The organism is Streptomyces sp. NPDC001709 (assembly GCF_053596375.1).
In genome coordinates, this window is the sequence record NZ_JBSFGB010000056.1 from 1 (window position 1) to 17,501 (window position 17,501).

Annotated in this window: 22 protein-coding genes and 5 pseudogenes; 16 read left to right on the top strand and 11 right to left on the bottom strand. The window is 68.6% G+C overall.

Translation table 11 applies throughout. The annotated features are described in order from the left end of the window. Nucleotides 1–92 precede the first annotated feature (92 nt). Nucleotides 93–408, bottom strand: a pseudogene (locus tag ACWC0C_RS43395) (transposase); the annotation flags it as partial. 143 nt (nucleotides 409–551) lie between these two features. On the opposite strand from ACWC0C_RS43395, the gene ACWC0C_RS43400 reads away from it, so the two are divergent. Then, nucleotides 552–1,208, top strand: a complete 657-nt coding sequence (locus tag ACWC0C_RS43400) for a transposase family protein (RefSeq protein WP_450870315.1) — start codon at nucleotides 552–554, stop codon at nucleotides 1,206–1,208. Between the two features lie 256 nt (nucleotides 1,209–1,464). On the opposite strand, the gene ACWC0C_RS43405 is transcribed toward ACWC0C_RS43400, so the two are convergent. The 3 genes from ACWC0C_RS43405 to ACWC0C_RS43415 form a co-directional block, all read right to left on the bottom strand. Further along, nucleotides 1,465–2,121, bottom strand: a complete 657-nt coding sequence (locus ACWC0C_RS43405) for a hypothetical protein (RefSeq protein ID WP_450870317.1) — start codon at nucleotides 2,119–2,121, stop codon at nucleotides 1,465–1,467. Nucleotides 2,122–3,188: 1,067 nt separating this feature from the next. Next, complete coding sequence (locus tag ACWC0C_RS43410; protein ID WP_450870319.1) at nucleotides 3,189–3,953, bottom strand: LuxR C-terminal-related transcriptional regulator; 765 nt, start codon at nucleotides 3,951–3,953, stop codon at nucleotides 3,189–3,191. Continuing rightward, nucleotides 3,953–4,177, bottom strand: coding sequence for a hypothetical protein (locus ACWC0C_RS43415; RefSeq protein WP_449201587.1), 225 nt, complete (start codon nucleotides 4,175–4,177; stop codon nucleotides 3,953–3,955). The genes ACWC0C_RS43410 and ACWC0C_RS43415 overlap by 1 nt, the downstream gene beginning before the upstream one ends. A gap of 276 nt (nucleotides 4,178–4,453) precedes the next feature. On the opposite strand from ACWC0C_RS43415, the gene ACWC0C_RS43420 reads away from it, so the two are divergent. After that, nucleotides 4,454–4,651 (top strand): hypothetical protein, encoded by a 198-nt coding sequence (locus ACWC0C_RS43420; protein ID WP_450870320.1) that lies wholly within the window; start codon nucleotides 4,454–4,456, stop codon nucleotides 4,649–4,651. 7 nt (nucleotides 4,652–4,658) lie between these two features. Then, a complete protein-coding gene (locus ACWC0C_RS43425; RefSeq protein ID WP_449201588.1) occupies nucleotides 4,659–4,922 on the top strand; it encodes a hypothetical protein in 264 nt (87 codons plus the stop codon). A 326-nt stretch (nucleotides 4,923–5,248) separates the two neighbouring features. On the opposite strand, the gene ACWC0C_RS43430 is transcribed toward ACWC0C_RS43425, so the two are convergent. Further along, the gene (locus tag ACWC0C_RS43430) at nucleotides 5,249–5,416 is read right to left on the bottom strand and encodes a hypothetical protein (protein WP_449201589.1); all 168 of its coding nucleotides are present in this window, start codon (nucleotides 5,414–5,416) and stop codon (nucleotides 5,249–5,251) included. On the opposite strand from ACWC0C_RS43430, the pseudogene ACWC0C_RS43435 reads away from it, so the two are divergent. From ACWC0C_RS43435 to ACWC0C_RS43450, 4 genes and pseudogenes are all read left to right on the top strand, one after another. After that, nucleotides 5,367–5,480: pseudogene (locus tag ACWC0C_RS43435) on the top strand (hypothetical protein); the annotation flags it as partial. The gene ACWC0C_RS43430 and the pseudogene ACWC0C_RS43435 overlap by 50 nt on opposite strands. A 196-nt stretch (nucleotides 5,481–5,676) precedes the next feature. Then, nucleotides 5,677–6,657 carry an Ig-like domain-containing protein gene (locus ACWC0C_RS43440; RefSeq protein ID WP_450870322.1) on the top strand — a complete coding sequence of 327 codons (981 nt, stop codon included), beginning with the start codon at nucleotides 5,677–5,679 and terminating at the stop codon, nucleotides 6,655–6,657. Nucleotides 6,658–6,909: 252 nt separating this feature from the next. Beyond that, the gene (locus ACWC0C_RS43445; protein ID WP_449201591.1) at nucleotides 6,910–7,104 is read left to right on the top strand and encodes a hypothetical protein; all 195 of its coding nucleotides are present in this window, start codon (nucleotides 6,910–6,912) and stop codon (nucleotides 7,102–7,104) included. A gap of 65 nt (nucleotides 7,105–7,169) precedes the next feature. Next, complete coding sequence (locus ACWC0C_RS43450; RefSeq protein ID WP_450870324.1) at nucleotides 7,170–8,240, top strand: hypothetical protein; 1,071 nt, start codon at nucleotides 7,170–7,172, stop codon at nucleotides 8,238–8,240. Between the two features lie 59 nt (nucleotides 8,241–8,299). Here ACWC0C_RS43450 and ACWC0C_RS43455 read toward each other — a convergent pair. The 4 genes and pseudogenes from ACWC0C_RS43455 to arsM form a co-directional block, all read right to left on the bottom strand. Next, nucleotides 8,300–9,025: pseudogene (locus tag ACWC0C_RS43455) on the bottom strand (transposase); the annotation flags it as partial. Next, nucleotides 8,999–9,235: pseudogene (locus tag ACWC0C_RS43460) on the bottom strand (transposase); the annotation flags it as partial. The pseudogenes ACWC0C_RS43460 and ACWC0C_RS43455, both read right to left, overlap by 27 nt. Before the next feature lie 2 nt (nucleotides 9,236–9,237). Next, the gene (locus tag ACWC0C_RS43465) at nucleotides 9,238–9,594 is read right to left on the bottom strand and encodes a transposase family protein (RefSeq protein ID WP_450870367.1); all 357 of its coding nucleotides are present in this window, start codon (nucleotides 9,592–9,594) and stop codon (nucleotides 9,238–9,240) included. A gap of 123 nt (nucleotides 9,595–9,717) precedes the next feature. Continuing rightward, nucleotides 9,718–10,617, bottom strand: a complete 900-nt coding sequence (gene arsM, locus ACWC0C_RS43470) for an arsenite methyltransferase (RefSeq protein ID WP_450870325.1) — start codon at nucleotides 10,615–10,617, stop codon at nucleotides 9,718–9,720. Between the two features lie 105 nt (nucleotides 10,618–10,722). On the opposite strand from arsM, the gene ACWC0C_RS43475 reads away from it, so the two are divergent. From ACWC0C_RS43475 to ACWC0C_RS43505, 7 genes and pseudogenes are all read left to right on the top strand, one after another. Beyond that, nucleotides 10,723–11,097: an ArsR/SmtB family transcription factor gene (locus tag ACWC0C_RS43475; protein WP_449201595.1), complete on the top strand. Its 375-nt coding sequence runs from the start codon at nucleotides 10,723–10,725 to the stop codon at nucleotides 11,095–11,097. Further along, on the top strand, nucleotides 11,094–11,831 hold the full coding sequence (locus ACWC0C_RS43480) for an aquaporin (RefSeq protein ID WP_450870327.1): 738 nt from the start codon (nucleotides 11,094–11,096) through the stop codon (nucleotides 11,829–11,831). Before ACWC0C_RS43475 ends, ACWC0C_RS43480 begins: the two co-directional genes overlap by 4 nt. Before the next feature lie 25 nt (nucleotides 11,832–11,856). After that, entirely contained in the window at nucleotides 11,857–12,270 is a 414-nt protein-coding gene (locus ACWC0C_RS43485; protein ID WP_450870329.1) for an arsenate reductase ArsC, read from the top strand. A gap of 220 nt (nucleotides 12,271–12,490) precedes the next feature. Next, entirely contained in the window at nucleotides 12,491–12,793 is a 303-nt protein-coding gene (locus tag ACWC0C_RS43490; protein ID WP_450870331.1) for a hypothetical protein, read from the top strand. A gap of 24 nt (nucleotides 12,794–12,817) precedes the next feature. After that, nucleotides 12,818–13,027: a transposase gene (locus tag ACWC0C_RS43495; RefSeq protein WP_450870332.1), complete on the top strand. Its 210-nt coding sequence runs from the start codon at nucleotides 12,818–12,820 to the stop codon at nucleotides 13,025–13,027. 40 nt (nucleotides 13,028–13,067) lie between these two features. Beyond that, nucleotides 13,068–13,247 (top strand): annotated as a pseudogene (locus ACWC0C_RS43500) (NF041680 family putative transposase); the annotation flags it as partial. Nucleotides 13,248–13,317: 70 nt separating this feature from the next. Next, entirely contained in the window at nucleotides 13,318–13,827 is a 510-nt protein-coding gene (locus ACWC0C_RS43505) for a hypothetical protein (protein WP_450870334.1), read from the top strand. Nucleotides 13,828–13,957: 130 nt separating this feature from the next. Here ACWC0C_RS43505 and ACWC0C_RS43510 read toward each other — a convergent pair whose 3' ends face one another. After that, nucleotides 13,958–14,821, bottom strand: a complete 864-nt coding sequence (locus ACWC0C_RS43510) for a hypothetical protein (protein ID WP_450870335.1) — start codon at nucleotides 14,819–14,821, stop codon at nucleotides 13,958–13,960. A 456-nt stretch (nucleotides 14,822–15,277) separates the two neighbouring features. On the opposite strand from ACWC0C_RS43510, the gene ACWC0C_RS43515 reads away from it, so the two are divergent. After that, the gene (locus ACWC0C_RS43515) at nucleotides 15,278–16,456 is read left to right on the top strand and encodes a hypothetical protein (RefSeq protein WP_450870336.1); all 1,179 of its coding nucleotides are present in this window, start codon (nucleotides 15,278–15,280) and stop codon (nucleotides 16,454–16,456) included. A 119-nt stretch (nucleotides 16,457–16,575) separates the two neighbouring features. Continuing rightward, entirely contained in the window at nucleotides 16,576–16,929 is a 354-nt protein-coding gene (locus tag ACWC0C_RS43520; protein WP_449201604.1) for a hypothetical protein, read from the top strand. A 129-nt stretch (nucleotides 16,930–17,058) separates the two neighbouring features. Here ACWC0C_RS43520 and ACWC0C_RS43525 read toward each other — a convergent pair whose 3' ends face one another. After that, on the bottom strand, nucleotides 17,059–17,496 hold the full coding sequence (locus ACWC0C_RS43525) for a glutaredoxin domain-containing protein (protein WP_450870338.1): 438 nt from the start codon (nucleotides 17,494–17,496) through the stop codon (nucleotides 17,059–17,061). Between the last annotated feature and the right edge of the window lie 5 nt (nucleotides 17,497–17,501).

Genomic DNA, 17,501 nt, shown 5'->3' on the forward strand with positions numbered 1-17,501 from the left:
CGGATGCAGTACCGCCCCAGCCTGATCGAGGGTCTCATCGGCAAGACCGGGCTCGACCTTCAACCGCCGTAACCTCAGCCGTTAAAGATCTTTAGGTGGATCTTCGTCGTCAGCCCGCCGCGTGAACGGCCGAGAGCTTCATCTGGACGGTGCAGCGCGGGCCGGGTGCGCTTGCCTCCCTTCCGCGGCGCCTGCTTGCGTGCGCCAGCGGCGATGTCTGTCGTGCACCGTCTTCCACTTCCCGCATCGAGTCGGCAGATCCCGCCACGGGATGCCAGTCCTCAGCCGGAACAGGATCCCGTTGATCACCTGGCGATGGTTCTTCCAACGCCCGCCCCGGCCCACGTTCTTCGACATGTGAGGCCTCAGCCGAGCCCATTCCTCGTTCGATATGTCGCCCCGCCCCACGCCGACCCAAGCGACTAGGACGCTCAGCAATCACGCTACCCATCGGACACGTCCTAGGGCACTCGTGCCGACCAGGCCTGCGCCACCTGAAGAAGATCGGCTCCCGCTGGCGCCGCCTGGCACCCGGACAGATCGTCATCATCGTGCTCGCCGTGCTCCGCCACGACCAGCGCATCGCCGACATGGCCGGCGGCAACGCCGTCGGCGACACCACCGTGCGCCGCTGGCGCGACGAGCTGATATCCCTGCTCGCCGCCCGCGCACCCCGCCTGGACCGCGCGTGCAAGAAGATCGCGAAGCGAGGCGGCGAGGTCGTCCTCATCGACGGCACCCTTATCCCCACCGTCCGCCGCACCGGGACTGCGAACCGGCCCAACTACTCCGGCAAACACCGTCGTCACGGCCTGCACTTCCTCGTCCTCACCGACGAAGCGGGCCGCCTGATCTGGATCTCCGCGGCCCGCCCCGGCCGCACCCATGACATCACCGCCGCCCGCCGCGATCAGATCCTCACCCACCTGCGCGCGGCCGGCCTCGGCGCCCTCGCCTTCCTCGGGCTGCACGACGGCGGTGACGATCCAGTGATCGTCACCGGCTACAAGGCCACCCGCGCCCGCAGGCTCACCCTCGGCGAGAAGGAGGCCAACCGCATCCTGGCCGCCGCACGCGCCCCCGTCGAGCACGGATTCGCGCACCTGAAGACCTGGCGCATCCTCACCAAACTCCGCACCGACCCCGCCCGTGCCACCGACCTCCTGCGCGCCCTGCTGGTCCTCCCAAACCTCGAGCTCTCACGCTGACCGACAATCAAGAGCGCCGACTGCCGCCCACGACCACCACGAGCGCCCCGACACGAGATCACACCACCTCGATGACCTGCGAGTGCAGGACGGCGAGGCTTGTGGGGTCGCCTCGATAGCGGGCGGTTCGCGCCGTCGCGTGCCTGCACAAACACAACGCCATACCACGAAGCCCCGACCAGGGCACGAGGCGGATTCCCGTGATGCTCCTGGCCGGGGCGTTCCGTCATGTCGTGCGCCCGTCAGTTGGGGATCTCTAGCCGACCGGCAGACCGAGGAACTTTGCCGGAGCCAACTCAAGGAACTTCGACATCGCGGTGTTCAACCGGGTCGTCTCAGGGCTACCTGCGTCAGCCGCCAAGCTACGGAACGTCAGTTCCAGGGACCTGTCACCGTCGCGAACCAGGAGCGTGGTGATCTGGGCCTGCTGCCCGACTGGACCGGCGAGCATCGTGCGCATCAGCGCCTCGTCGCCGAACCTCCGTTCCACCTCGAGCGGCTTGTGCGGATCAGCGGCCGGTTCCACCACCTCAACAGTTATCTCCTGATCGCCGATGCTGATGGTCCAGGCTGCGCACTGGGCGTACACCTGTCGCATGTCGGCCATCCAGCTCACGGCGGCCCCGGCCACCCGCTCCGAAACCCCCACATCGACGACGATCGAGGAGTCGGCGTTCGTGAAGGACGTCCTGACCTCCCTCGCGGCCTTGTCGGTGAACGTCCGGTTCAGCAAGGCCGTGCTTTCCGGGGTCGGGCCGGTCATCGGCGGCGGGTCTTCGTCGGACGAAGGCGAGGCCAACTCCGTGAAATCGTCCAGACCGGCCGGGGCCAGATCATCGGCCCTGACCAGCAGGCGCTCAAGGTCCCCGGACGGGGTGGTCGAGGTTGTTGACGAAGCCTCAGATGTGCTCACAAGTCTCTCTGTTCTCAAGCGATGAACGGTGCGTGACGGACACGATGTCCCGGACCGCATCGAGCCGTTCGGCCAGGAGCTTCTCCTCCTCGTCGAGGCTCCGCCCGACGAGCTGCGACGCGTTCGGCGACCTCGTTGATCTCCGTCACCCCAGGAGCCTACGAATCCATACGCCTCCGCGACCTGGAAACCAGCAGACCGGCGTTGACCGCCGCCTGACGAACAAGAGCACAGACTGCCGCCCATGACCAGCACGAGCACCCCGGCACGACGCCATATAACCCCGATGACCTGCGACTTCAAAATGGCGAGGCTTCAGTGTGGGACTGCCCGGCCCGTCGCTTTCCCCCGTAGCGACGGGCCGGTCTTCCTATGGATGCCGCACGCCGTATCTCGGAGGCCTGGCTGGGTTGAGCAGGGTTGATCAGTTTGGCGCTGCTCGTGGCCTGGGGTGCCGGGTTGGGGGAGAGGGCGGCTTCCCCCGTGTGGTCGGCGCCATGAGCTGCGGGGTTATCGGTTCTCGGGTTGGCTGATCCGTAGCCGCCATCCTTGATGACCTCCCCCACCCATACCGTACAGACTGCACGTCCTGATCCGCTCCACCCTGCGCACCGCCGACGACACCGCCGACGACCGCTGGACCGACAGCGACTGGAAGCAGGCCGCCGCCCGCGCCCGCCCTGGCCGCCCTGGGCGAACAGTGGAGGGCCCACACCGGGCCGGACCGGCGCCTGTTCGTCAAAGGCAGGCCGCTCCGAGCCACGCCCTTCTCGCCGCGAGGCCTGTCAACGACTCCTCGAGGGATGGGCGCAGCGGTATCCGGTCCACCCCAACTCCACCTCACCCGTGACCAACACGGTGGTGCCCGAGACGTTCACCGCCCAGTCCGCCCTCCGGCTGTGCAGGCGGCCGTGACTGAACACGAGAACATCCACACCACCCCCGCTTCCGGCGCCTCTGCCGGGCAAGCCGCGCGTACCGCCAGGAACACTCGGACGCGTGAATCGGGCGCGCCCAGAGGGAGGGGCCAAGCCCACCGACGCGGGCCCTCTCGTGGCTGATGATGCTTACAACCAGCCGCGTTGGGCGGCTTTGAGGCCTGCCTCGAAGCGGCTGCTGGCACCGAGGCGTTCCATGAGGGTGGCCATTTGGCGGCGGACGGTGCGCAGTCCGATGCCGAGTCGTTTGGCGGCGGCTTCGTCGGTCATACCGCGGGCCAAGAGGGTGAGCAGTTCTCGTTCGGCGGGCGTCAGGCCGCTGTCGGTATCGCGGGTGGTCGCGGCGCCGAGGGGGACGGCGGTCGCCCAGGCTTGTTCGTAGATGGCGACGAGGGAGGCGACGATCCCCGGCTCGCGGGTGCACAGCGCGCCGGCCCTGGTGTCGGCGGGATCGATCGGGACGACCGCGGTCTCGCGGTCGAAGATCAGCATCCGGGGTGGCAGCAGCGGTGCGGTGCGGACCTCTCCGCCGTTCTCGGTCAGCCAGTGCGCGTAGTCGTGGGTGGCCTGGTCGTTGCGGACGCTGTCCTGGTAGAGCGTGAGGATCGCGATGCCGCGGCCGAGCGCGGCGGCGTCCCATGGACGTGAGGCGTCCAGGCTGGCCTGGGACTGGGCGCCGCCCGGCATCACCGACAGGCACTCGCGCCGCAGCTCGTTGGCGAGGATCTCGAGCTTGGCCCCGATGGCGTCCATACCCACCAGGCGTTCCGCCCTGTCCACAGGCGTGTTGGGAGCGAGCGAGCCGAACGCCGCGACGGCTTCGACGGCTGCGGCCTTGCTCGCGGCCAGTTCCTGGGCCCTGCGCGCCAGGTCCGCTTCCTGTCGGCGGACCATCAGATCGAGGGCCACCTGCGGGCTGACGGCACGCAGCTCGCCTGGGATGTCCGTGAGGGGCGCACGAACGCGCGGTCGGCCAGGTCGTCCAGGGCTGCGCGGACTTCCTGTTCCGTCAGGTCTGTGACGGCCTGGAGGTCGGACAGGTTCGACTGCGGATGCCGTAGCAAAGCCGCGTAAACCGTCTCGACCACCGGTTCCAGCCCCAGAACACCGAGCACCATGATTGCCGCACCCCCGTGCGCCGCGACGCCTGCAGGCCACCGTGCAGCCGGTGATCCTTTCAGCGTCCGGCCGACTGCGCGACACCTGGCTGGTGTACGGCATCGGATGCCGCGGGGAGGCACCAAAGTGCCGGGCAGCTTGGTGCCCGGCTGTCCCCGTTCCCCCGGGCAGGAACCGCAGGGCATTGTTTCCTCAATGCGCCGGACGGACAGAGAGTCCGGCGACGGACCATCAAATCCAGGAATTTCCATTCAGAAATCACCCCGGTGGTTGTCATGTCGAAAATCGTTCGCGCCGCAGTGATTGCCGTGCTCATCGCCACTCCCGCGTTCGGGGCAGCCGCGAACGCCTCGACAACCGCCCTCGGTGCCGGAATCAGATGGGAGCAGGCCCCCACGGCGGTAGCGGCCGCGGGCGCCGTGGGGGCTTCCGCGGTGACGCCGCCGCAGACGGACGGCATCGGTTGGAACTAGGAGAGCCATGCACCTCGTCCACCTGGTCCTCACCCGCCCCGACCTGCCCCAGCCCAGCTCCGCCGACGCCGAGCGCGTCCTCGACACCCTGTGGGCCCACCTGGATCCCCGCTCCGGCATCGAACACATCCGGACCCGGCCCCGGCTCAGCGGAGTAGATCTCGGCCTCTTCTTCAGCGGCGACGGAACGGACGGCGCTCCGCAGACCGCGGCCGCTGTCGCCCTCCTCCTTGCATCCCTTCCAGGCTGGACCGCAACAGCTCCGCAGTGAACGCACTGGGGCACAAGCTGGTCCCATTTCTCGCAGACCACCGCATCGGGAATGCCGGCGGCGGCATTCGCTGACGGAAGCACACCAAGCCGTAAAGCGCATATGCGCCATGCGCTCACGCGTCTGATGCCCTTTCCGCTCCTCAATTCGACATCCTCTCGGGGGACACCCATGCCTTCCGCACGCAACCGCACCAAGCTCCGCGGCCTCGCCGGCCTGACCACCTCCGCCATCAGCGGCGTCGCGCTGCTGGGCCTGGTGGCGCCCGCCTCCGCGGCCACCGGCGCGCAGGCCGTGAGCATCGCCAACGCGAACCTCGGCAAGGGCTACTGCAGCACGAACAGCGCCGGCGGCACCGGCTTCGCCAACAGTTGCACCGGCAACAACGGCACCGGCGAGTACTGGTGCGGCGACTTCGTCTCCTGGGTGTGGCAGCAGGCCGGCATACCCGTCCCCGCCAGCAACCCGGCGTCGGTCCCCTCCTGGAAGAGCACCCCCGGCTACCACCCCATCGGCAGCGGGTACGTCCCCCAGCCCGGCGACGCTGTTATCTTCGGCGACAACACCTACCCCACCGCGGGCTCGCACATCGCCCTCGTCACCAGCTACAGCAACGGCCTGCTGTCCGACATCGGCGGCGGCGGGGGCGCGCGGCGGAAGCCCATGGTGGTCCACCAGCACCGTCCGGACCGACGAGGGCAACGGCGCGGCCTGGAATCCCAACAACCACCTCTTCGCCGGACAGAGATACGAGATGTGGGTCATCGGCTACGTCAGCTCCGGCGCGTCCACCACCAGCGGCACGGTCCCCGCAGGCTTCAACGTCGGCATCGACGCCAACGGCAGAGCCGTCGCGTCCGGCCAGCCGGTCTCCGGCACGGTGAACCTCACCGCGATGGCCAGCAGCCAGGGCGTCATCAACTCGCTGACCTACAAGATCACCGGACCGAACGGCACCCAGACCATCGACGGCGGCACCGGCGCCGACAACTACGCCAAGACCTGGCACACCAGCACCCTGTCCAACGGCACCTACACAATCTCGGTGACCGCGAACGAGATCGACGGACATAACCACACCTACGGACCGGTCACCGTGACGGTCGACAACGGCAACACCTCGGACAGCACCTGGTCCGTGTACAACCCCGACACCAAGTCGATGACCCTGTTCGGCCTCGGCTCCGGCGGCCACCTCGGCCTCACCAAGAGCACAAACGGCGGAGCCAGCTGGAGCAACTGGACCGAGGCCAACGCGTACTGGACGCTGCAAGGCAGACCGAACGCGGTGTACGACCCGGACGCCAAGACCACGATGCTCTTCGCTCGCGGTGTGACCGACGGCGCCATGGGCATCAGCACCAACACCAACGACGGCGCCAGCTGGTCGAACTGGACCACGGTGAATGCCTACTGGAGCAACTTCAAGGGCGACGCCTCGGCGGCGTACAACCCCGACACCAAGAAGGTCACCGTGTTCGCCCGCGGCGGTGACGGCAGGATCGGCTACACCCAGAGCAGCAACGACGGGGCCAGCTGGTCGAACTGGTCCGAGGTCAACGGCTACTGGAACAACTTCGCCGGTGACCCCACTGCGAGCTACGACCCGAACACCACCGAGAACACCGCCTTCGCGCTCGGTAGCGGCGGCCACATGGGCTACACCCAGAGCAGTGGAAGCGGCTGGTCGAACTGGGCTGAAGTCAACGCGTACTGGACGCTGATCGGGTCCTGATCGATCCAAGTCCGGCACGGCCACGCCCGCATCAATGCAGGTCGAGCCCTCCCCGTGTCCTGCGACCCCCGAACCGGGAGCCGCAGGACACGGTGCTTCCACAAGTCGTTCCGGCGACTCGCCACCCACACCAAATGCCGCGGAACGACCGCCCCAGGAAGAAGGCCGCGCCGGGGCAAGGTCCTGGACGCCTTCGCACCGGCGGAGCGGCAGGTTTCCACCCGACCCGCGCCGAAATCCGCAAAGGCTCAGGTGAAATTCCTCCTCACGCGGGCGAAGGGGTCCACCCAGGCCCTGGCGGATCGCCTGGGGGTCTCACGCCGGACGGTGGAGCGCTACCGTGCCGCGGAGGCCGTCACCGAGTCGTATTTCACGGAGTGGGGCACCTGGGCCGATGGCCTGCGCGGGGACTCCACGCACGTCCAGTCCATCGATTTCCAGTTCTGACGCGGCCGAATACACCAGTTGAGGTGGCAAGGGGACTGTCGGTGGCTGGTGGCAGGATCACCGGCATGGTTTTCGTACGTACTACTCCGCCGCGGCCTGTTGAGGTGACTGCGGTCTTTCCTGAGCTGGCTGCGTTGGCGCGCCCTGCGATTCGGCTGCATCCTCGTCCAGGCTCGCCTTCGATAGGCGAGAGCTCGGTCGGGGGGCCGTTGCTGTGGCCGGCTGAGGAGCCGTGGCCGCACTGCGAAGGCGTGCACCTGGACAGTGGGTTCCGCCGGTCGCCGGCAGACGTGCGGCTGGAGAGGCGCAGGCAGGCCCGGCTACACCGTGATCCTCATGGTCCCGCGTTCACGCCCGAGGAGGAGGCGATCAAGGAACAGAATGCCGCGAGGCTCGCGGAGCGTCTCGCGGCCGGCCCTCCCCGGCCCGCGGAGTGCCCGGTCCCCATGGTGCCCGTGGCCCAGCTGTATCTGCGCGACATACCTCTGCTGCAGCCGCCCGGGCAGGCCGATCTGCTCCAGGTTCTCTGGTGTCCCTACGACCACGATCCGGATTACAAGCCCGCGACTGCACTGTTCTGGCGGTCCGCCGCCGCGGTCGTCGATGTCCTCGCCACACCGCCGGAACCGTATGAGGCGGACTACCCAGGCTATGTACCGGAGCCGTGTCTGCTGGCACCGGAAGCAATCACCGAGTACCCCAACAGCCTTGACCTGAGCCCGGAGATGCGGCTGGCGGTGGGGGACTGGAGTAGATGGCAGGCAGCCGGCGTCGACGTGGACAGCTCGTACGCGGAGTATCCGGAGGAGTTTTATAACGGCCATCTGGCTGACGCTCCCGGCTGGAAGGTCGGGGGCTGGCCGCCGTGGGGCCGCACCGACCCGTACCGCCGATACTGCACTGTCTGCGACGCTCAGATGGTCCCGCTGCTGACCATCGCCTCCTTCGAATGGGACGGTGGTTTGCGACGCGGCTGGGCGCCGTACGAAGACCAAGCCGCCGCCTACGCCGCCAGTCATCGCGCCGGCCAGGATCCGGCACAGCCGACCGCGGTCGAAGTAGGCAGCACGGACAACATGCAGCTCTACGTTTGCCCGACCTCTCCCGAGCATCCACACACCGACCTGATCCAATGAACTGTCGGGCCTGTCACACACCCTCCCCGTCTTTTAGTTGGTTCTTGCCGCGATTCCGTGAGCAGTGAGAACGATGCCCGTCCGTACATCTGGCGCTTGATGGTCTTGATCCGGTTGGCGTGTCCTTCGACCGCTCCCGAGCTGTAGGAGAGGGTGAGGCCGGCGGTGACGGCGTCGAGGTCCTGGCGGAGGTAGCCGGCGAAGCCAGGGATTGGGGCTGGGGCGTCTTGCTCTGCCTGCTTGATCCATTCCATGAGCAGGTGGCCGCGGCGGTGGTGGGTCAGGCCGGTGAAGGCTCTGGCGAAATCGCAGGCTGCGGCGATGTCCCGGCAAGCGAGCCGGGCGTTGTCCAGGGCTGCGGCCTCCACCCCGTCCAGGGCTGCGGCCTCCACCCCGTCCAGGGTTTCGCGGGGCGCATGATCCAGGATGTGATAGGAGACGGTGCATCCGGCGGTGAAGCGGGTCTGGATGTAGGGCTTGCACGGGGTGAGCACCCCGGCACCCCGGCACCGCGGTCGCAGGCCGAGGCCAGCAGGGTGGCGGGGTCGTTGTCGCGGTAGCGGCGGACCGTTTTCCGATCCAGCTTCAGGCGGCGGCCGATCGCGCTGAGCGACCAGTCGGCCTGCGCGAGGGCCTGGACGTCCTGGTGGCGTTGCCGGCCCCGTTCCAGGAGCAGTGTCCGGGGAACATCGGGAGGCTGGCCGGGCTGAGGTGGGAGGTGCCGGGTGGCGTGGGTGCGCAGGCAGTTGCGGTGCAGCCTGGTGGATGGCCTTGGTGAACGTCATGGACCGGTCCCGGCAGACGATCTCTGCTCCGGGGTGCCGGCGCAGCCAGGCGGCGACCGTTGAGGTGTCCCGGTCGGGCAGGACGTCGACAGGACGGGAGGTGTTGATGTCGGCGAGGACCGTTCCGTAGGTGCGTCCCTTGCGGAAGGCGAACTCGTCGATGCCCAGCACTCGCGGCGCCCGCTGCGGTGTCGGCGGAGCCGTGAGCATGCTCAGAGCAGTCCGTTCGCCCGCCGTGCAACAACAGCTTTCGGCACAGACGTTGGGCCGGTCGGCCTCCAAGTTCCACGGCGACCGTGCGCCGCGCGGACTGCAGGGACGGCCTTGCCCCGCCGGTATCGCTCGCTCAGCCCGCAGATCTGTTCGGCGATGGTCTTGCGACGGCATCCGGAGTAATCGCAGAAGAACCGGCGGACGTGGAGGCGGACCAGCGTCTCCTGCCCGGCGACGGGAATGCCGGTGAGGCGGCGCCAGTAACAGCAGTGGACGCGGCTGGCTCGCCGACCGCAGTCCGGGCATGGCTCTGGCGGGCCGCATCCGGCGCCGCCGACCACCAACGTGCCTTCCATTGCGTCGACTTGGCGCACCACAACCTGTGAGCCAGGCACGAGCAGATGGGTGAACGTCTCGACCCTCACGAGTGAGGCATCCCCGGCAGAGGTGCTCTACGCGCTTGCCGCCGGGGTGAGGGGTCAGCTCTGGCAGGCGCATCTGGCGGCGTTCTTGGCCTCGCTGACGGTGATGGATGGGTCGGTTGTCTGCTCGGCCGGGGTACAGCATGCGGTGACGCCGCAGCAGGATTCCTCCGTTGCTGACGGTGCGGGGGTGTCCGGGACGGTGGCGATGGTGGGCTTTCTGGCGCGGATGATGGCGGAGTGGATGCCGTCGGCGACCGGGTGGGTCGGGGTGATCTCGATGTCCGTGAAGCCGGCCGTTTCCAGGCCCTCCCGGTATTCGGCGAAGGACAGGGCTCCGGCGATGCAGCCGACGTAGTCTCCGCGCTCGGCCCGCTGTCCGGGGGTGAGGGTGTCCTCGGCGACGACGTCGGAGACGCCGATGCGGCCGCCGGGCTTGAGTACGCGATAGGTCTCGGCGAAGACGGCGGGCTTGTCGACGGACAGGTTGATCACGCAGTTGGAGATGACGACGTCGATGGTGTTCGCGGGAAGCGGGATTGCCTCGATGGTGCCCTTGAGGAACTCCACGTTGGTGGCGCCCGCCTTCGCCGCGTTGGTCAGGGCCAGCGTGAGCATCTCCTCCGTCATGTCCAGCCCATACGCCTTGCCGGTGGGGCCGACGCGGCGGGCGGAGAGCAGGACGTCGATGCCTCCGCCGGAGCCGAGGTCGAGAACGCGTTCGCCCTCGCGCAGTTCGGCAACGGCGGTGGGGTTGCCGCAGCCGAGCGAGGCCGCGACGGCCTCGGCGGGCAGGAAGTCGCGCTCGTCGGCGGCGTACAGGGTCGAGCCGAAGTTCTCGCCGACCTCGACCGGCTCGGCCCCGCAGCAGGCGGTACCGCCCTTGGTGACCTTCACGGCCGCCGCCGCGTACCGCTGACGGACGGTCTCACGCAGGTCGGTGGACTGCTCGCTCATGACTCACTCCCAGGTGACAGGCCACAGCACGGCCCGAAAACGGCCTGTATCGACGTTCATTGATGCAACCTTGCGCCTTGAATCGAAAAATGTCAACATAGAGGCATGTCGAAACAAGAGCTTGAGGTGATCGGCCAGGACGCCGCCTGCTGCCCCGGCCTCGCCGCCGCGCCGCTGGACGAGGACCAGGCGGCCGACCTGGCTAAGGTCTTCAAGGCCCTGGGTGACCCGGTCCGGCTGCGCCTTATGTCGATGATCGCCTCGCGCGGCGAGGGCGGTGAGGTCTGCGTGTGCGAGCTGACCCCGGCCTTTGAGCTCTCCCAGCCGACGATCTCCCACCACCTCAAGCTCCTGCGGCAGGCCGGGCTCATCGACTGCGAGCGCCGCGGGACCTGGGTCTACTACTGGGTGCTGCCCGGCGTCCTGGACCGGCTCGCCACCTTCCTGACCACCTCGCAGCCCGCTGGAGTCGACGCGTGAACGCCTCCCTCGGCCGCCGGGCTGCCGCCGAGGCGGCCGGGACCGGGCTGCTGGTCGCGGTGGTGGTCGGTTCCGGCATCCAGGCCACCGAGCTGACCCGTGACGTAGGTGTGCAGCTGCTGGCCAACTCCCTCGCCACCGTCTTCGGCCTGGGCGTGCTCATCCTGTTGCTGGGGCCGGTGTCCGGCGCGCACCTCAACCCCGCCGTGACCCTCGCCGCCTGGCTCACCGACCGCCGCGATGCGCACGGCTTGACCTTGCGGGACGTCGCCGCGTACGTCCCCGCCCAGATCGCGGGCGCCGTCGGCGGGGCGGTCCTGGCCGACGCGATGTTCGCCGAGCCGCTGGTCAGGTTCTCCACCCACGACCGGTCGGCCGGCCACCTGCTGCTGGGCGAGGTCGTCGCCACGGCCGGGCTGATCCTGCTGGTCTTCGGCCTGAGTCGGATCGGCCGCGCCGCGCTTGCTCCGGCCGCGGTGGCCGCCTACATCGGGGCCGCCTACTGGTTCACCTCCTCCACGTCGTTCGCGAACCCGGCGGTGACCATCGGCCGGGCCTTCACCGACACGTTCGCCGGCATCGCCCCCGCGTCCGTCGCTCCGTTCATCGCTGCGCAGCTGCTCGGCGCTGTGCTCGGGCTCGGCATCGTGGCCGCGGTCTACGGCCCGAACGCCGCTCCGGCACGCCACCAGACCGGCATCCCGGGCGGCGAACCCGACCCCGTCTCGTCCTGACCACGCCCCGAGAAAGACCCCTTCCATGAGCACTTTCGCCCCGCGCCCGTCGGTGCTGTTCGTCTGTGTCCACAACGCTGGCCGTTCCCAGATGGCCGCCGCGTTCCTCACCCACCTGGCGGGCGACCGCATCGAGGTCCGCTCCGCCGGCTCGGCCCCCGCCGACACCGTCAACCCGGCCGTGGTCGAAGCGATGAGCGAGGTCGGCATCGACATCTCCGCCGAGACCCCGAAGATCCTCACGGTGGAGGCGGTCCAGGCGTCCGACGTGGTCATCACCATGGGATGCGGTGACACCTGCCCCATCTTCCCCGGCAAGCGGTACCTCGACTGGCAGCTCGACGACCCCGCCGGGCAGGGCGTCGAGGCCGTTCGCCCCATCCGCGATGCGATCGAGACGCGCGTTCGCGAACTGATCTCAGATGTGGCACCTGGCTGAGGGCCAGTTCACGTCCGAGATTGCTACGCGGTGGCGTGGCGCTTGGCCTCGGCGGTGATGATCTTCAGTGCCTCGGCGATGCGGTCGTGGTGGGTGCGGTGGGAGATGGTCCGGCAGCGAGCCCGGGTGGCGGAGGCACGGCCGGTCTGGAGCGCGCCCGCAACCCCCGGCCCGTTCCCTCGCCGCAGGCTCGTGCGTGCATGAGTGACCCCGATTCACGATGATGCTCAGCAAACGCGGCGGCTACCTGCAGGGATACAACGTGCAGATGGTGTGCGCCTGCCGCCAGATCCTCCTGGCCATCGAGGCACACGAACGAACCCTCCGACATGACAGCCTCGTCCCGATGGTGGACCATACCCAACAGATCCATCAGGCAGCTGGATTCTCCGGCGACATTCAACTCCGGCTCGCTGACAGTGAATACGCCTCCACAACCGCCTTCGAAACCCTCGCCGACCTCCCACTGCTGGTCTCCGTCACCAGCGAGGCCCACCAGGCAGGATCTACTACCAAGCGCTAACACGGCCGCACTGGTCAGCACGCCATGCCCGACCGATTGGCCACTCCACATGGTCGGGCCCAGTATCGCCAACGCAGTGCCTTGGTGGAGCCAGGATTCGCGCAGCTCTTCCAGCGGTTCGGCCGCCATCTCAACTACCGCGGCCGCCAGTCCGTGGATGCCGAACTCAAGCTCCTCGGCACGGTCCACAACCTCAACAAGCTCATCAGAGGCACAGCCAAAGCTCGCTCTTGACTTTCACCGAGGGCGAGTTGTGCGACAACCTCCCGGCTCCCCGGCCAGTGCACCGAAACCGTCTCGTCCCGGGCCTGGCCGGCCGCCGGGTTCGAAGAACCGCCGCCCGGCCACCCGTCATGAGGTGGGTGGAGTCCTCGCCACCGGCGAGGCGTACAGCCGCCTCGTCCACCACACGAAGGGCACCAAACCCCGGCGCACCGAGGAGCGGCAAACTTGACAGCCTGGGCCATGTGCAGCGGGCACGAGGCCGAAGAACTTTACGGGGTACGTCGGTGGATCTCAGCTCAGTGATCATCGCTGTGGCAGGCGTCGCAGGAACCCTGGGAGGAGCGCTGCTCACCCAGCGCGGCTCCGAACGGGCGAAGCGCCTGGAGATGGAGCTCGTTCGAGACCATGAGGAGGTCCGCGAGAACCGTTCGCTGCGACGCACCTGCTATGTGGAACTCAACCGGGATGCCCGGCAGTTCACCACGGCACTCAACCGCCATCTGCACGTGATGAGGGAACGCGGCGTGGAGGAGGCCGACAGCGACGCACTCGAGGAGGCGAAGAACGCGCACCGCGATCGATACTCCGAAGCACAGATGATCGCCCCCGGAGAAGTACTCAGGCGAGCGAGTGCCGTCAATCAAGCCCTGAACAAGGTCTACGGCCAGGTCAAGCGCCTCGAACGCGGTGCCCCCGAACCAGGCGAAACGATGGAGACCGCGGCCCAGGCCCAGTACGAGGTCTGGGAGATACTCCGAACTCTGAGAACCACCATGCGCCATGACCTCGGTGTGTCGGATGAAGATTGAGAGCTGGCACTCAGCTCTGTGCGAGCTCTCTTGTCTGCCTCGACCAGCCGGAAACTGATCGGGGCAGAGGCTAGAACGCGAGCTGAGTGCCTGTTTCCGACAGGATCGTCCCCGTCCGCAAACGCCGGCTTCACCGTAGAGCCCGGCGCCGATGCCTCCGAGGCCCGCCGGGGGATGCGGTGCTGCGGTGCCGGGCATTCCCGCGGTACTGCGCGAAGGGCGCTTGTGCCCCGCCCGCGACGCAGCCGGACGATCCAGCCACTCCGTCGGGCCGCCAGGCGGACATGTTCGTGTAGTGCTGGACCAGCGTTGCCCGGGTCCACGCGCCGTTGGCGTAGCGCATGGTGTGGAAGAGCGTGCCGCGGTTATCGTCGGAGGCGAAAACGAGCTGGAGGTTGCCTGCCACGTTGACGGCGGTGACCTCCTGCAGCACGGTGCCGTTGAAGCCCGCGCGGTTGAAGTCCACCCGCGCGTCGATGTCGTCCCAGGTGGTCCAGCGCCCGTTCGGGCTGCGGATGGTGTGGTACTGCGCGACCTGGCCGTTGGTCAGCACGACCATCTGCAGGCTTCTGCCGAATCCGGCCATGGCCACCCGGATCGGCATGCCCCAGTGGCGGGGAGTGCCGGTCCAGGACAGTACGTTGCTCCACGGCGTCCACCTGCCGTTCGCGCCGAGCGCGGTGTGCAGAACGGTGCGGTGGATCTGGTCCACCGCGGCCACCTGCAGCCCTCCGCCGACCGAAGCGGCCGACAGGCTCGCGAACCAGTCGTTGCGGTAGGCGCCGCCCGGCGCCACCTGGTCGGGAGCGGTCCAGGTGCCGCCTGACTGCTCCATGGTGTGCATCAGGCGGCCGTTGGTGTCGATGTACACCAGGTGCACGTGGCTTCCTACGACGGCTGCCGCGAGGTAGTTCCGCGTCGGCTTGGAGGTCACCCGTACCGGAGCCAGGCCGGGCATGGGGGTGGGGGCGGGTATCCCGGCAGCCGCGAGCATGACACCGGGCAGCGTGCACCAGCAGGCGGCGATGCGGCCGGTGTGCCCGGGGACAGGGCCGGACGCGATCCTGGCCTTCTGGGAGTACTGGACCTGGAATCAGCGGTAGCGGTGTCTCGCTCTGCGTCTCTTCATCGAGGCGACTCCAGGCGGGGACGTGCCTCCCACTTGGTACAGGGTTCTCGCGCTGGACTCAGCCTGGCAATTCGTTGGTGGGGCCTGGGATGGCCGTTAGCGCTCGTAACAAGATCTTCCTGAGGTACAGGGTGTGGTCGGGTAGCCGGAGACCATTGCTGATCCCCGGCCCCCTAACGCGGTGGCCGCCTCCGCGCTCTACAACGAGATCGTGATGGCTGAGGTGTGTGAGGCGCTGGGGCTGGCCTCCGAGCCGCGCACCGTGACCGTCGGGCGCCGCCCGGTGATGGACGTCGCCGGGGTGCCGCACGAGCTGATCCGTTGGACGTCCCGGCGCGGCACCAGGTCGCCGCCTGCCTTGAGGACCTGGAGCACGAGTACGGCACCGGCGTCGACGGCGACGGCGAGCCGCGGTTCCTGCACGTGGTCTCCGAGCGGCCCTGCGTCAAGCTGAACTGGCTCGCCGCGAATATGACGCGCCCGCCGAAGCAGAAGGCCCGGCCCCTCGCGCAGCTGCGCGCGTGGTGGAAGGCGAGCGCGATCCTGACCTCCGGGGTGGCCACCGACGTCATCAACTCCCTCCTTGAGTACGCCCGTGCCGCAGTGGCGGTGATTTGGGCCCGGGTCGCCGCGGTGGTCGACGTCGCCCTGGCGGCTGTGGACGTCGCCGCGATGTTGTTCGTGATGAACGGTGGCGGCTGGTTCCACCGCCGGCACCTGTCCGCCGAAGTCCGCCGTCACCTCGCTCTCGTCCTGTGCGGCCGCCGCCGCGAGCCGGGCCTGGACGAGAGAATCGTGGCCGCCGCCATCGCCACGTACTGCCTGGACATCAACGAGCCGAAGACGCTGCGCGGCCTGCTACCCGCCTACCGCCTCTACACCGCCCGCTGGTCGCTGTCCGACCTCGAACCCGCCCGCCGGCTGCCGCCCCAGACCGGCAGCCCCCAGCCGACCCGGGCCCACCGGCCGCGCCCCGGCCCTCGGACCTGGAGCCGGGGGAGGGGGGAGATATCCCGCGTCCCGTTGCAGTACGAGCGGGCTGTGCTCGCCGACGCGGTGGTCCGTGAGGAGCTGCGCACTACCGTCGTCGTTCGGAGCCGGGCGTACGGCGTCGTCGCGCACCAGCAGGCGGCGATGCCCGAGCAGTTGCTCGCGCCCGCGGCCGCCGACCCTGAACACGACGGCCAGGAGCCGGAGACCGGGCCGCGGGAGGCGATCGGCCTGACGGCGCTGCGGGCCTTGCGGGAGTCCCGCACGGACGTGGAAACCCTCGATCTCACGGCCGGGCGGCTGCGCCGCCTCCAGGACGCGTTCACCAAGGCGGCCGACGACTCCCGCGCCCGCGCGGACCGCTACGCCGAACAGGACGCCGACGAACCGCGCCCGGTGCGCCAGGACGACCAGCAGGCGCACCGCCCGCAGCAGCCCGGACCGCACAGCGGCCGGGAGGCCGGCCACCGAGAAGCTGTTTCAGATCCGCTGATCTGTGACGTTCTGTGACAGGTGGCAGAGTCGCTCGGCTGTGTTCCTGATCGGCAAGCGGTGGCGGAACGGAGCGCGGCCCGGTGGAGAACCGTCTTCGACTCCGACAGAGCTCGACCCGAACGGAAGGAACCCCCGTGCCCGTCATCCGCGTTCCGCGGCGGCCGACCGTGCCGCGGCTCATGCCCGTGACCGTCGTGGTCCTGCTCGGACTTGTCGGCTGGTACCTGTTCTCGGGCCGAGGGGCAGGGCTGCTGCCGCAGGACAGCTGGGGGCCGTGGCGAGAGAAGCAGGTGCACAACTGGTGGGTGTCGGTGCGGGTCAACTCCTGGAGCGACGCCGCCGAAGCGGACGGGCACTACGGCAAGGCGGACGACTTCACACTGAAGGCCTACGGCACCTCGGCCACCACCACGACCGTGATGGAAGGCATCCGGTTCACCCTGGCACCCGACGGCGAGCTCACTGTTGACGGGTCGCGCGCGAGTTGAAGCACGAAGCGTCGACGCCGCTGTCACAGAACGTCACAGATCAGCGGATCTGAAACAGTTTCTGAGCTTGTCTTTTAACCTCGGTGCACTTGGGTCTGCGGGCGCCTCTCCGTGCGGTGCGGTTTCTGATCACACGGAATGGGAGAGCTGTTCGCGCACCCACTCGGGATCGGGGTTGGTGTGTGGCTTGCCCGCCACGACGACGGTCGGCACGGTCTCGTTGCCGTCGTTGGCTGCTCTCACCGCTGCAGCTCCTGCCGGGTCGCGCCAGATGTTGACCCAGTGCGACTGGCGGGCGCTGCGGCCCAACCGGATGCGCAGTCGTATGCAGTACTTGCAGCCCGGCCGCCAGAAGATTACCGGCCGGCCGTCGACCGCGCTGCGGCGTTGTGCCTCCAGCGCAGCGACCGACCTCGGGAAGATCAGGGGTGAGTTCACGCCGGCGAGCGCCAGGAACACCAGCAGGAGTGCCGCGGCCGTGCCGGGGCTCCCCGTGAAGATCAGCCCAGCCGCGACGGCTGAGCCGCTGAGCACAAGCAGCATCGGCAGGATCCAAGCGCGCATCATGGTGA

Coding starts and splice junctions, on each gene's coding strand:
- ACWC0C_RS43410 (WP_450870319.1), bottom strand. CDS start 3,953: ATGGTCCGCCGACAGGAAGCGGACCTGGCGCGCAGGGCCCAGGAACTG.
- ACWC0C_RS43415 (WP_449201587.1), bottom strand. CDS start 4,177: ATGGTGCTCGGTGTTCTGGGGCTGGAACCGGTGGTCGAGACGGTTTAC.
- ACWC0C_RS43420 (WP_450870320.1), top strand. CDS start 4,454: ATGTCGAAAATCGTTCGCGCCGCAGTGATTGCCGTGCTCATCGCCACT.
- ACWC0C_RS43425 (WP_449201588.1), top strand. CDS start 4,659: ATGCACCTCGTCCACCTGGTCCTCACCCGCCCCGACCTGCCCCAGCCC.
- ACWC0C_RS43440 (WP_450870322.1), top strand. CDS start 5,677: ATGTGGGTCATCGGCTACGTCAGCTCCGGCGCGTCCACCACCAGCGGC.
- ACWC0C_RS43450 (WP_450870324.1), top strand. CDS start 7,170: ATGGTTTTCGTACGTACTACTCCGCCGCGGCCTGTTGAGGTGACTGCG.
- ACWC0C_RS43465 (WP_450870367.1), bottom strand. CDS start 9,594: ATGGAAGGCACGTTGGTGGTCGGCGGCGCCGGATGCGGCCCGCCAGAG.
- arsM (WP_450870325.1), bottom strand. CDS start 10,617: ATGAGCGAGCAGTCCACCGACCTGCGTGAGACCGTCCGTCAGCGGTAC.
- ACWC0C_RS43475 (WP_449201595.1), top strand. CDS start 10,723: ATGTCGAAACAAGAGCTTGAGGTGATCGGCCAGGACGCCGCCTGCTGC.
- ACWC0C_RS43485 (WP_450870329.1), top strand. CDS start 11,857: ATGAGCACTTTCGCCCCGCGCCCGTCGGTGCTGTTCGTCTGTGTCCAC.
- ACWC0C_RS43490 (WP_450870331.1), top strand. CDS start 12,491: ATGATGCTCAGCAAACGCGGCGGCTACCTGCAGGGATACAACGTGCAG.
- ACWC0C_RS43495 (WP_450870332.1), top strand. CDS start 12,818: ATGCCCGACCGATTGGCCACTCCACATGGTCGGGCCCAGTATCGCCAA.
- ACWC0C_RS43510 (WP_450870335.1), bottom strand. CDS start 14,821: ATGCTCGCGGCTGCCGGGATACCCGCCCCCACCCCCATGCCCGGCCTG.
- ACWC0C_RS43525 (WP_450870338.1), bottom strand. CDS start 17,496: ATGATGCGCGCTTGGATCCTGCCGATGCTGCTTGTGCTCAGCGGCTCA.